General features: G+C 69.2%; 9 protein-coding genes. 5 read left to right on the top strand and 4 right to left on the bottom strand.

Annotated features, from left to right (window positions below; genetic code table 11):
- Window positions 1-39 precede the first annotated feature (39 nt).
- Window positions 40-414 carry a DUF3040 domain-containing protein gene (locus tag MRBLWH10_RS05100; RefSeq protein ID WP_105676479.1) on the bottom strand — a complete coding sequence of 125 codons (375 nt, stop codon included), beginning with the start codon at window positions 412-414 and terminating at the stop codon, window positions 40-42.
- Between the two features lie 97 nt (window positions 415-511).
- Between MRBLWH10_RS05100 and MRBLWH10_RS05095 the strand changes: the two genes are divergently transcribed.
- Window positions 512-1,600, top strand: a complete 1,089-nt coding sequence (locus MRBLWH10_RS05095; protein ID WP_341941877.1) for a polyprenyl synthetase family protein — start codon at window positions 512-514, stop codon at window positions 1,598-1,600.
- Here the strand turns inward: MRBLWH10_RS05095 and MRBLWH10_RS05090 are convergent, their stop codons facing one another.
- A complete protein-coding gene (locus MRBLWH10_RS05090) occupies window positions 1,601-1,951 on the bottom strand; it encodes an Rv2175c family DNA-binding protein (RefSeq protein ID WP_341941876.1) in 351 nt (116 codons plus the stop codon). It abuts the gene before it with no gap.
- Between the two features lie 131 nt (window positions 1,952-2,082).
- Here MRBLWH10_RS05090 and MRBLWH10_RS05085 point away from each other — a divergent pair, with 131 nt between their 5' ends.
- The 3 genes from MRBLWH10_RS05085 (at window position 2,083) to MRBLWH10_RS05075 (ending at window position 8,155) form a co-directional block, all read left to right on the top strand.
- Entirely contained in the window at window positions 2,083-3,234 is a 1,152-nt protein-coding gene (locus tag MRBLWH10_RS05085) for a LysM peptidoglycan-binding domain-containing protein (RefSeq protein WP_341941874.1), read from the top strand.
- Window positions 3,235-3,310: 76 nt separating this feature from the next.
- Window positions 3,311-5,266 (top strand): Stk1 family PASTA domain-containing Ser/Thr kinase, encoded by a 1,956-nt coding sequence (pknB, locus tag MRBLWH10_RS05080; RefSeq protein ID WP_341941873.1) that lies wholly within the window; start codon window positions 3,311-3,313, stop codon window positions 5,264-5,266.
- A gap of 126 nt (window positions 5,267-5,392) precedes the next feature.
- A complete protein-coding gene (locus MRBLWH10_RS05075) occupies window positions 5,393-8,155 on the top strand; it encodes an esterase-like activity of phytase family protein (RefSeq protein WP_341941872.1) in 2,763 nt (920 codons plus the stop codon).
- Between the two features lie 66 nt (window positions 8,156-8,221).
- On the opposite strand, the gene MRBLWH10_RS05070 is transcribed toward MRBLWH10_RS05075, so the two are convergent.
- Window positions 8,222-9,562, bottom strand: a complete 1,341-nt coding sequence (locus tag MRBLWH10_RS05070; protein WP_105676486.1) for a 3-deoxy-7-phosphoheptulonate synthase class II — start codon at window positions 9,560-9,562, stop codon at window positions 8,222-8,224.
- A gap of 26 nt (window positions 9,563-9,588) precedes the next feature.
- Complete coding sequence (locus tag MRBLWH10_RS05065) at window positions 9,589-10,287, bottom strand: lysophospholipid acyltransferase family protein (RefSeq protein WP_341941871.1); 699 nt, start codon at window positions 10,285-10,287, stop codon at window positions 9,589-9,591.
- A gap of 128 nt (window positions 10,288-10,415) precedes the next feature.
- Between MRBLWH10_RS05065 and MRBLWH10_RS05060 the strand changes: the two genes are divergently transcribed.
- Entirely contained in the window at window positions 10,416-12,248 is a 1,833-nt protein-coding gene (locus MRBLWH10_RS05060) for a long-chain fatty acid--CoA ligase (RefSeq protein ID WP_341941870.1), read from the top strand.
- Window positions 12,249-12,304: the final 56 nt, after the last annotated feature.

Here is a 12,304-nt window from a genome sequence, read left to right as displayed (position 1 = left end):
CCGGATGCTGAGCATCCGGGCCTTGAGAAGTTTCTGCGGTCAGTGACCGTCTTGGCGGCGATCCCATCGATCGTTCATGCGATCCATGAAGGAGGCCGAGTTCTGCTGCTGCTTCTTCGCGCGCTCGCGGGGAACGGCGGAGACGGGGCGTCGAACCGGGGTGACGGCGAGCATCACACCGCCGAGCATCGCGGCGAAGGCGACGACGCCGACCACGATCCCCCAGACGTCACCGAGGATGACGCCGACGATCAGACCGCCCACGCCTGCCAGGAGCAGCAGGGCTCCGTAGACGAGATTGCGATAGCTCAGAGTGCGGTCGCCGGTAGGCGCGCTCACGACATCCGCGTCGTTGTGGAGGAGATGGCGTTCCATCTCATCGAGCAGACGCTGCTCCTGTTCGGAGAGTGGCATTTCGTCCCCCTCGGGTTTCTTCCGACCATTCTACGCGCGCCTCGGCGCCTCGGGGTAGCCGTTCGTGCCCGGATTCCCTTTACGTATGCTGGGAGTCGTGCCGTCATCCACTCCCGTCCCCGACGCCGTCGCCGAACGTCTCGATCTCTTCATCGAGAGGATGCGCGTCGAGTCCGTCGAATACGGCCCCGACGCGGCCGCGATGCTCCACTCGGCCGCGGACACCCTCGTCGGAGGCAAGAGGCTGCGCGCCCGGTTCTGCCATTCGGGCTGGAGCGCCGTGGCACGGTTCCGCGACCGCGACGCCGCCGAGACACCTTCTCTCTGGGACGTCTGCGCCGCACTGGAAATCTTCCAGTCGGCCGCGCTGGTCCACGACGACCTGATCGACAACTCCGACACGCGACGGGGCCGGCCGGCCGCGCATCGCGCCCTCGAGGGTGCGCACGAGAGGTCGGGCTGGACCGGAGACGCCGCCGCGTTCGGACGCTCGGCGGCCATCCTGCTCGGAGACCTCCTCGTCGCGTGGAGCGACGATCTGCTGGAGGACGCGCTGGAGACGCATCCGCACGCCGCTCGCGTGCGACGGGAGTACGCACGGATGCGCCGCGATGTCACGGTCGGCCAGTTCCTGGACATCGCGGAGGAGTCGGCATGGAGCGTGAACGCCGCCGACTCCCACGTCGAGCGCGCACTGCGCGTCGTCTCCCTGAAGTCGGCCCGCTACAGCATCGAGCAGCCGCTCGTGCTGGGCGCGTCCCTCGCGGGCGCCGACGAGGAGCAGCTGCGGGCGCTGCGCAGGTTCGGACATCCGGTGGGGATGGCGTTCCAGCTGCGGGACGACGTCCTCGGCGTCTTCGGCGACACGGCGGTCACCGGCAAGCCGGCCGGAGACGATCTCCGTGAGGGCAAGCGCACCGTCCTCGTCGCACTGACGAGGCAGACCCTCGACGCCTCCGCCAGGAATCTGTTCGACGAGATGCTCGGGGATCCGGATCTCGACGCGCAGCAGGTGTCCTTCCTGCAGGCGACGATCGACGGCTCCGGCGCCCTCGCCCGCGTCGAGGAGATGATCGATACCTATGCGAAGGATGCTGACCGTGCGCTCTCGGGCGCTCGGCTCGACAACGCCGCCGTCGGCGGCCTGCGCGACCTCGCCAGGGCGGCGACGACGCGATCCGCCTGATCAGGCGAGCGTGCGCGCGATGCGCCGCACCTCGCTCTTGTGCCCGGCGAGCAGCGCGGCGATCGGCGAGCGGCCGAGCGTCTCCTCTTCGCTGCGGAGCCAGTCGATGACCTCGTCGTCGCTGAATCCGGCGTCCTGCAGCGCGATGATGGTGCCGCGCAGCGACGGGAGCGGGTGGCCGTCCACGATGAACTCGGCGGGAACGGCGAAGACGCCGCTGCGCTTGGAGCCGATGAGGTAGTGCTCGTCGATCAGGCGGCGCACGCGGCCGAGCGGCACATCGAGCACCTCGACGAGATCGGGCATGGTCAGCCAGGCGGACTCGGTGGATGCAGCGACGTTCTCAGACACGTTGCCCACTATCTCACCTCTGCGCGCGCGGCGCATATCGTCACACCCGTCACATCTTTCACTTGAGTCACTATTGTTGACTTCTGTTTACTTACGTGTCAGCGTGGGCAGACGTCGAACAAGGGGGACCCGTGAGACCGAACTCCGCAGCGCGACGCATGCGCTACCTGCAGCTGGGGGTGCCCGCTGCCGTGCTCGGCACCCTCGCCGGAACGATCGCCGCGGCCCCGGCATCCGCCGACGCGTCATCGACGCAGATCGAGCGCCTCCATCTCTCCGGCCTTCGGATCGTGCCCGCCACGGCTTCGCCGACGAGCTACGTCGTGCAGCCTGGCGACACGGTGTCCGCCATCGCGCAGCAGCACGGTCTGCGCACCACGGATGTGCTCGCATGGAACGGCCTCACCTGGCGCTCGGTGATCCACCCCGGCCAGACGCTCACCCTCACGGGCGCCGCAGCGCCCGCCTCTCCCGCGCCGTCGGCTGCGGTCGGGCAGAGCCACCTGGTCGTCGCCGGGGACACCGTCTACGGCATCGCGCAGAAGTACGGCACCACGGTCGACGCCGTGCTCGCTGCCAACGGTCTCACCAGGGCATCCGTGATCTACCCGGGCCAGTCCCTTGCGGTCACCGGAGCCTCGGCCCCTGCGGCCGCTCCGGCGGTCATCGCCGCACCGGCGCCGACGGGCGGACAGGCCTACACGGTGGTCGCGGGCGACACGCTCTCCGCGATCGCCCAGAACCACGGCACCTCGACCGCGAACCTGTACGCCTGGAATGGCCTGGGCCCGGGATCGATCATCTATCCGGGGCAGAGCATCACCGTCTCCGCTCCCCCTGCCGCAGCGGCATCCGGCACAGAGCAGCTCAGCGCGAGCCTCGACGCGGAGCAGACGGCGAACGCGGCGCTCATCGTCCGTATCGGCCGCCAGCTCGGGGTCTCCGATCGCGGCGTCGCGATCGCACTGGCCACCGCGATGGTCGAGTCGGGCATGCGCAACCTCTCCTACGGAGACCGCGACTCGCTCGGACTCTTCCAGCAACGCCCGAGCACCGGGTGGGGTGCCGCGGAGCAGATCATGGATGCCGACCGCAGCACCCGCGTCTTCTACGGCGGTCAGAGCGACCCCAACGGGCAGAACTCCCGCGGTCTGCTCGACATCCCCGGCTGGGACGGCATGGCGTTCACGGACGCCGCCCAGGCGGTGCAGATCTCCGCATATCCCCTGCGTTACGGCCAGTGGGAGTCCCAGGCATACCAGTGGCTCGCCCACCTCGGGTGAAGCTCCCGGCAAACCCGCAGCCCTCAGGGGCGAGCCGTTCCGCAGGCTTTCAGCCTGTCTTCCATAGAATCTTGACGTGACGACCAATCAGCAGGCCGACCCCCTCATCGGGCGGCTCGTCGACGGTCGGTACCGGGTCAGGGCCCGGATCGCACGAGGCGGCATGGCGACGGTGTACGTCGCCACCGACCTCCGCCTCGAGCGGCGCATCGCCCTCAAAGTCATGCACGCGCACCTCAGCGACGACTCGGCCTTCCAGAGCCGGTTCATCCAGGAGGCCCGTTCGGCGGCGCGTCTGGCCGACCCGCACGTCGTCAACGTCTTCGACCAGGGCCAGGACGGCGAGCTCGCCTATCTGGTGATGGAGTACCTGCCGGGCATCACCCTGCGCGAGCTTCTCCGCGAGCAGAAGCGCCTCACGATCTCGCAGACGATCACGATCATGGATGCGGTGCTCTCCGGTCTCTCCGCTGCTCACCGCGCCGGCATCGTGCATCGCGACGTGAAGCCCGAGAACGTGCTGCTGGCCGAGGACGGCCGCATCAAGATCGGTGACTTCGGCCTCGCACGAGCAACCACCGCGAACACCGCGACAGGTCAGCAGCTGCTCGGCACGATCGCCTACCTCGCCCCCGAGCTCGTCACGCGCGGCACCGCCGATGCCCGCAGCGACATCTACGCGCTCGGCATCATGCTCTACGAGATGCTGGTCGGCGAGCAGCCCTACAAGGGCGAGCAGCCCATGCAGATCGCCTTCCAGCACGCGACGGAGTCGGTGCCGAGGCCGAGCGCGCGCAACCCCGGCGTCCCCGAGCAGCTCGACGAGCTCGTGCTCTGGGCCACCGAGAAGTCCCCAGACGACCGCCCGGACGACGCGGGCCAGATGCTGGAGCGCCTGCGCGAGATCGAGCGTTCTCTCGGCATCGCCCCCGCTGTCGCCTCGGCCACCGCGCCGCAGCGCGCGCACGCCGACTCCGGCGATCTCACCAAGGTCATGCCGGGAACTCTGCCCATCGCCGACCCCACGGCTCCCGTGCCGCAGACGGTCGACAACGCGACCCTGCTGCGTCGCCGGTCGTTGAAGCGACGCGCCCGCGGCGCCTTCCTGCTCACGCTCGTGCTGCTGCTGGCCGCGGTCGCCGGCGGCGTCGGCTGGTGGTTCGGATCGGGCCCCGGTTCGCTCGTGGCCGTGCCCGGCGTGGCCGGGATGTCGTACCAGGACGCCGCGGATACGCTGACGTCCGAGGGATTCGTACCGGCGCAGAAGGACGAGTTCTCCGTCGACATCCCCGCAGGAGAGGTCATCAAGACGGACCCCGGAGAGGGCCAGCGTCTCGACAGAGGCGTGACGGTCACGGTGATCGTCTCCACCGGACCCGCACCGCACGATCTCGCCCCCGTCGCCGGAGTGGACGTCGAGACCGTCCGCGGCCAGCTCGACGCGGCGAACCTCGACATCACCGACGACGAGAAGTACTTCGACGACCTCGACGACGGCAAGGTCCTCAACGTGCGCATCACCCCTCGTGGCGGCGGCGACGCCTTCGGCTGCGACCAGGGCTGCACGGTGCACGAGAAGGACACGGCGACCATCCAGGTGTCGGTGGGCCCTGTCCCCGACGTCAGCGGCATGAACGTCAACCAGGCGACCAAGACGCTGACCGACAAGGACCTCGTGGTCAACCCGGAGAGCGACCTCAGGTTCAGCGAGGACGTCGCCAAGGACAAGGTGATCGGGTACGCCGACCGCGCCGAGGCGGGATCCTGGCGACCGGGCGACACCATCCAGCTCATCGTCTCGAAGGGGCCCGAGCTGTTCGACGTCCCCGATGTGAAGGGGATGACGCGGGACAAGGCGAAGGAGGCCCTCACCAACGCCGGGTTCAAGTGGAGCTACACCAGCGACACCATGATCCCGGACGGTGCGTGGGACCTGCTCGACAACAAGAACACCAAGGTCGTCTCCTACAGCCCGACCGAGCCGCAGCGCAAGAGCACCACCATCGTGCTCCAGATGGGACTCAGCGGCTAGCATCCGCCGCACGTCACCCGCCGTTCACCTCCCGGCCACGGCGGGGCAACTCCCCCGGCATCTGCCGGATGCCTGACGCCCACACTCTGTCGAGTACCCCCGTACTCGCCGACCCGGAGTGTGCCCATGCCCTCTCGTCCCCTCTCCGCCGCGGTGCTCGCGACCTGCCTTCTGGCCGGCACGATCACCGTCGCCGCCGTCCCGGCGTCCGCGGCCCCCCGCACCGCCGACGTCTTCTCCCGCGCCGCGACCTACCCCGTGTACCTCAACGCTCCTGCAGGTGTGGACCCGGCATCCGCCACCGTCGCGGAGATCTCCACGATCACCGCCGACGGCACCGTCGTCTACACCGACGCTCTCGGAAAGCGGATCGGCTTCGTCGATGTGACCGACCCGTCGAACCCCCGCGGAACCGGAACGGTCTCCCTCGCCGATCTCGGCCACCCCGACGACCAGCCCACGTCGGTCGCCTCCTACGGCGACTACGTCCTCGTCGTGATCGACGAGACCGGCGGGCAGTTCACCGATCCGCACGGGCGGCTCGACGTGCTGCGCGCATCCGACCGCTCCCTCGTGCGCTCGATCGATCTGGGCGGCCAGCCCGACTCCATCGCGATCTCGCACGACGGCGCGTACGCGGCGATCGCGATGGAGAACCAGCGCGACGAGGAGATCAAGCCCGCCGGCGGCAAGAAGGGGGATCTCCCCCAGCTGCCCGGCGGGTTCGTCCAGGTGCTCGACCTCGGCGAGGACCCCGCTGCCTGGACCACGACCCCCGTGCGCTTCCTCGCCGAGGACGGCAGCCCGCTGCCGATCGTCGCGGCATCCGGAATCGACACCCCGCAGGACCCGGAGCCGGAGTACGTCACCATCGACGATCGCAACCGGCTCGCGGTGACGCTCCAGGAGAACAACGGCATCGCCGTGATCGACCTGGAGACCAAGACGATCACGTCCGTCTTCTCGGCGGGCACGGTCGCGCTCAGCGGCGTGGACACCGTGAAGGACGGCCGCATCGACCTTACCGGATCGCTGCCGGCGACGCCTCGCGAGCCCGACTCGATCGCGTGGGTCGGCGACGGTCTGGTGGCCACGGCCAACGAGGGCGACTGGAAGGGCGGCACCCGCGGCTGGACGGTGTTCGACACCGCGACCGGTCTGCCGGTGTGGGACGCGGGGAACAGCTTCGCGAACATCGCCGTGCAGTACGGCCTGCACAACGAGGACCGCGCAGCCAAGAAGGGGGCCGAGCCCGAAGGGCTCGCGTTCGCCGAGTTCGGCGGCACGCCTTATGTGTTCGTCGCCAGTGAGCGCTCCAACTTCGTCGCCGTGTACGACATGACCGACCCTGCCTCCCCCGTGTTCGATCAGATCCTGTTCACGACCAACGGCCCCGAGGGCATCCTGCCGGTGCCGGGGCGCGACCTGCTCGTCGTGTCCAGCGAGACGGACGACGCGAGCGTCGGCGTCCGCGCCTCCGTGAGCCTGTTCTCCTTCGGCGCCGGTGCTCCCGCGCAGCCGAGCATCCTGTCCGATACCGTCGACGGGGCGCCGATCGGATGGTCCGCGCTCGGCGCGCTCTCCGGGCACCCGACGAACTCCTCGCTCGTGTACGCCGCGAGCGACGCCGTCGTCTCCCCGGCGACGATCTACACGGTCGACGTGTCGCAGACTCCTGCTCGCATCACCACCTCGACGGCCGTCACCGAGAACGGCTCGCCCATCGCGCTGGATGTGGAGGGCATCTCCGCCGCCGCGGACGGCACCTTCTGGCTGGCCGTGGAGGGCGCGGTGGGAGCCGGGAACACCATCGTCCACACGGATGCCGCAGGTACCGTGCTCTCGCGTCACCCGCTGCCGGCCGAGGTCGCCGCGCACGTCGGCAAGTGGGGCTTCGAGGGCGTCACCGTGACCGGCGAGGGTGCCGACCTCCGCGTGTGGAGCGTCATCCAGCGTCCGCTCTGGACCGACCCATCGAACCTCGCCGCCGGCACCGTGGACGGAGCCGACATCACCCGCATCGGCCGCCTCGACCCGGCGACGGGCGCGTGGGAGTGGTTCGGCTACCGCCTCGACGCGACGACCACCCAGGGGGACTGGATGGGGCTGTCGGAGATCACGGCGATCGACGACGACACGTTCGCGATCATCGAGCGCGACAAGCTCAACGGCCCCTCGGCCGCGGTGAAGCGCGTGACCCGAGTCGACATCCCGGCGGATGCTGCGCCCAGCGCGTTCGGGCAGCCTCTGACCGTGCTCGAGAAGACGACCGCGATCGACGTGCTGCCGCAGCTGAGGGCGACGGCCGGCTGGACCCAGGAGAAGCTCGAGGGCTTCGCGATCGCCGCGGACGGCCGCCTGTACGGGGTCACCGACAACGACGGGCTGAAGGACGCCACGGGCGAGACCGTGTTCCTGCGCCTCGGCGCCGCCTCCGAGGTGTTCCCCGACACGTCGACGCCCGCGGTGCCCTCGCTCACCCTGAGCGCGTCGAGCGTGAAGGCCGGCGCTGAGCTCACCGTCACGGGAACGGGGTTCCCCATCTCGACGGAGGTGCGCATCGAGCTGCACAGCGATCCGGTCGTGCTGGGCACCGCTTCGACCGACGCCCAGGGCGCCCTGCGCTTCACCGGGGCGGTCCCCGCGGGCACCGCGCCGGGAGCGCACGAGATCTTCGCCGTCGCGGGCGAGGTCACGGCCCGCACCCCGCTGACGGTGACCGCGTCCGGCGGGGCGACGACCCCCGGCACCGGAGGCTCCGTGCGACCGGGCGACCTGGCCACGACCGGCGGTGACGCATCCTGGCTCCTGCCGGTGGCCGGGGGCGCCGGCATCCTGCTCCTCGCGGGTGCCGTGCTGCTGATCGTCCGCCGCCGCACGCGTTCCTGACCCGACATGAAGAAGGGCCGGAACCCAGGAGGTTCCGGCCCTTCTTCATTCGGCGTTCGGCGCGTGTCAGCGCTTCTCGAGCTCCTCGGCCACGAGGAAGGCGAGTTCGAGCGACTGCATGTGGTTCAGACGCGGGTCGCACAGGCTCTCGTAGCGCGTGCCGAGCGCGGCCTCGTCGATCTGCTCGGAACCGCCCAGGCACTCCGTGACGTCGTCGCCGGTCAGTTCGACGTGGATGCCGCCGGGGAACGTGCCCACCGCGCGGTGCGCCTCGAAGAATCCGCGGACCTCGTCGACGACGTCGTCGAAGCGACGGGTCTTGTACCCGGTCGGCGTGGTGATGCCGTTGCCGTGCATCGGGTCGGTGACCCACAGCGGCTGCGCACCCGAATCACGGACGGCCTCGAGCAGCGGCGGAAGCGCATCGCGGATCTTGCCGGCGCCCATGCGCGTGATGAAGGTCAGCCGACCGGGCTCACGGTTCGGGTCGAGCTTGTCGATCAGCGCGAGCGCCGTGTCGGGCGACGTCGTCGGGCCGAGCTTGACGCCGATGGGGTTGCGGATCTTCGAGAAGTAGTCGACGTGCGCGCCGTCGAGCTCTCGGGTCCGCTCGCCGATCCAGAGGAAGTGCGCCGAGGTGTTGTACGGGGTGTCCGTGCGGGAGTCGATGCGCGTCATCGGCCGCTCGTAGTCCATCAGCAGGCCCTCGTGACCGGTGAAGAACTCGACGCGCTTGAGCTCGTCGAAGTCCGCACCCGCGGCCTCCATGAACTTGATCGCGCGGTCGATCTCGGCGGCCATGCGCTCGTAGCGCTGGTTCGCCGGGTTCTGCGCGAAGCCCTTGTTCCACGAGTGCACCTCGCGGAGGTCGGCGAAACCACCCTGCGTGAAGGCGCGGATGAGGTTCAGCGTGGACGCGGCCGTGTGGTACCCCTGCAGCAGTCGGCCGGGGTCGGCCTGACGGGATCCCTCGGTGAAGTCGTAGCCGTTGACGATGTCGCCGCGGTAGGCGGGGAGCGTGACGTCGCCGCGGGTCTCGGAGTCGCTGGAGCGCGGCTTGGCGAACTGCCCGGCCATGCGTCCCATCTTCACGATGGGCATCGACGCCCCGTAGGTGAGCACCACGGCCATCTGCAGGACCGTCTTGATGCGGTTGCGGATCTGCTCGGCGGTCGCTCCGGCGAACGTCTCGGCGCAGTCGCCGCCCTGCAGCAGGAACGCCCGGCCGGATGCCGCGCGGGCGAGGCGATCCCGGAGGTTGTCGACCTCACCGGCGAAGACCAGCGGAGGGAGGGTCGAGATCTGGCGGGAGACCTCGGCGACGCGCTCTGCGTCGGGCCACTGCGGCTGCTGCTTGATCGGGAGCGAGCGCCACGCGTCAAGGGCGTCGATGTGGTGCGGGAGCATGCCCCCAGCCTAGCGGGAGCTGAGGCTCAGGAGCGCCGTGTGGCAGCGGCCGGAAGGCGGTCCTTGACGGTCGACGCGTAGACGTCTTCGTACTCCTGCTCCCCCAGCCGCTGGAGGGCGACCATGATCTCGTCGGTGACGGACCGGAGGATGTAGCGGTCGTTCTCCATGCCCGCGTAGCGCGAGAAGTCGAGCGGCTCTCCGATGACGATCCCCACGCGCATGATCCGCGGGATGCGCCGGCCGATCGGCATCGCCGTATCGGTGTCGACCATGATCACCGGGACGACGGGGACCTTGGCCTCGAGCGCCATCCGGGCGATGCCGGTGCGCCCCCGGTACAGCTTTCCGTCGGGGCTGCGCGTCCCCTCGGGATAGATGCCGAGGAGGTCGCCGCCGCCCAGCACCTGCAGCCCCGTGTTGAGGGATGCCTCGGACGCCTTGCCACCCGACCGGTCGATCGGCAGCTGACCCGTGGCCTTCATGAAGAACTTCGTGGCCCGGCCCTTGATGCCGCGCCCGGTGAAGTAGTCGCTCTTGGCGAGGAAGGACATGGACCTGTCGAGCATGAGCGGCAGGAAGATCGAGTCGGCGAACGACAGATGGTTGCTGGCGAGGATCGCCGCGCCGCTGGCGGGCACGTTCGCTCGGCCCACCACCCATGGTCGGAAGATCGCCTTCACCAGAGGGCCGATCACGACGTACTTCATCAGCCAGTAGAACATCGTGGTGAAGTCTAGCGCCGTGGATGGCTTCCGTTCACGGTGGCGACTGAGTTTCACCCTGAATGAAATTCAGTCCCATGCCTTAGACTCGGGTGAACACGTGCCCGACCGGTACCGAAGGAGCTGCCGTGGTCCAGTTTGAAGTCCCCGCCGTCGTCCCCGCCGACCCAGATGCGAACATCTCCGACATCCTGGCGAAGCGCGTCGAAGCCACTCCGAACCTCGCGCTCTTCTCCGTGCCCGACGGAGAAGGCTGGCGCGACATCACCGCCGCCGATTTCCAGACGGCCGTGATCGCCCTGGCCAAGGGGTTCGCCGCCGCCGGCATCCAGCCGGGAGAGAAGGTCGGCTTCCTCGCTCGCACGACGTACGAGTGGACGCTCGTCGACTTCGCGCTGTTCTACGCCGGGGCCGTGATGGTCCCGATCTACGAGACCAGCTCGCCGTCGCAGATCCAGTGGATCCTCGAGGACTCCGGCGCCATCGCCCTCCTCGTGGAGTCCCCCGAGCACTTCTCCCGGGTCGACGAGGTCCGCGGCGACCTCCCCCTGATCCGCGAGGTCTGGCAGATGCACCTCGGAGCGATCGACGCCCTCACCGCGCAGGGTGCCGCGGTGACGGATGACGAGATCGAGCGTCGACGCAACCTCGCAGTCGGCAGCGACATCGCGACCCTCATCTACACGTCGGGCTCGACCGGCCGCCCCAAGGGCTGCGTCCTCACCCACAGCAACTTCGTCGAGCTCTCCCGCAACGCGGCGAAGTCCCTCAACGAGGTGGTGCAGACGCCCGGCGCCTCCACGCTGCTGTTCATCACCACGGCGCACGTGTTCGCGCGCTTCATCTCGATCCTCGACGTGCACGCCGGCGTCCGCACCGGCCACCAGCCCGACACCCGGCAGCTGCTGCCGGCGCTCGGCTCCTTCAAACCGACCTTCCTCCTCGCGGTGCCCCGTGTGTTCGAGAAGGTCTACAACTCGGCCGAACAGAAGGCCGAGGCCGGCGGCAAGGGCAAGATCTTCCGCGCCGCCGCCGAGGTCGCGATCGAGCACTCGAAGCTCCTCGAGGCCGGCAAGCCGATCCCGTTCGGCATGCGCCTGAAGTTCGCGCTCTTCAACAAGCTCGTCTACAGCAAACTGCGCGAGGCCATGGGCGGCAACGTCGTCTACGCCGTGTCCGGCTCCGCCCCCCTCGGCGCGCGTCTCGGCCACTTCTTCCACAGCCTCGGCGTGGTGATCCTTGAGGGCTACGGCCTGACCGAGACCACGGCGCCCGCCACGGTCAACCTCGCGGACAAGTCGAAGATCGGCACGGTGGGCCCCGCGCTCCCCGGCGTCGGCATCCGTCTCGCCGAGGACGGCGAGATCGAGGTCCGCGGCATCAACGTGTTCAAGGAGTACTGGAACAACCCGCAGGCGACCGCCGACGCGTTCAGCGAGGGCGGCTGGTTCCGCACCGGCGACATCGGCACCTTCGACGCCGAGGGCTTCCTCACGATCACGGGTCGCAAGAAGGAGATCATCGTGACGGCGGGCGGCAAGAACGTCGCCCCCGCCGCACTCGAGGACCCGATCCGCGCGAACCCGATCATCGGTCAGGTGGTCGTCGTGGGCGATCAGAAGCCGTTCATCTCCGCACTCATCACGCTGGACCCCGAGATGCTTCCGACCTGGCTGGGCAACAACGGGCTCCCGGCCGACATGTCCCTCGCGGAGGCGTCGACGAACGCCGCCGTGCGCGCCGAGGTGCAGAAGGCGGTGGATGCCGCGAACACCCGCGTCTCCCGCGCGGAGTCGATCCGCAAGTTCACGATCCTCGACAGCGAGTGGACTGAGGCATCGGGCCACCTCACGCCCAAGCTCTCCATCAAGAGGAACGTCATCATGAGCGACTTCGCCGACGAGATCTCGGCGATCTACGACGAGCCCGTCGCCACCACGAACGTCGCGATCGGCGGCTGAGCTCGGATCCACCGCGGTCATGCAGAAGGGCCCCGCCTCGGCGGGGCCCTTCTGCA

The sequence above is a fragment of the Microbacterium sp. LWH10-1.2 genome, from assembly GCF_038397765.1.
Lineage (GTDB): Bacteria > Actinomycetota > Actinomycetes > Actinomycetales > Microbacteriaceae > Microbacterium > Microbacterium natoriense.
Note: the sequence above shows the minus strand (reverse complement) of the source record. Positions and strands in the feature narration are given on the sequence as shown.

What these genes read in the sequence shown, in the direction of transcription:
- MRBLWH10_RS05075 (WP_341941872.1), top strand. Translation starts at nt 5,393, where the DNA reads ATGCCCTCTCGTCCCCTCTCCGCCGCGGTGCTCGCGACCTGCCTTCTG.
- MRBLWH10_RS05065 (WP_341941871.1), bottom strand. Translation starts at nt 10,287, where the DNA reads ATGTTCTACTGGCTGATGAAGTACGTCGTGATCGGCCCTCTGGTGAAG.
- MRBLWH10_RS05100 (WP_105676479.1), bottom strand. Translation starts at nt 414, where the DNA reads ATGCCACTCTCCGAACAGGAGCAGCGTCTGCTCGATGAGATGGAACGC.
- MRBLWH10_RS05070 (WP_105676486.1), bottom strand. Translation starts at nt 9,562, where the DNA reads ATGCTCCCGCACCACATCGACGCCCTTGACGCGTGGCGCTCGCTCCCG.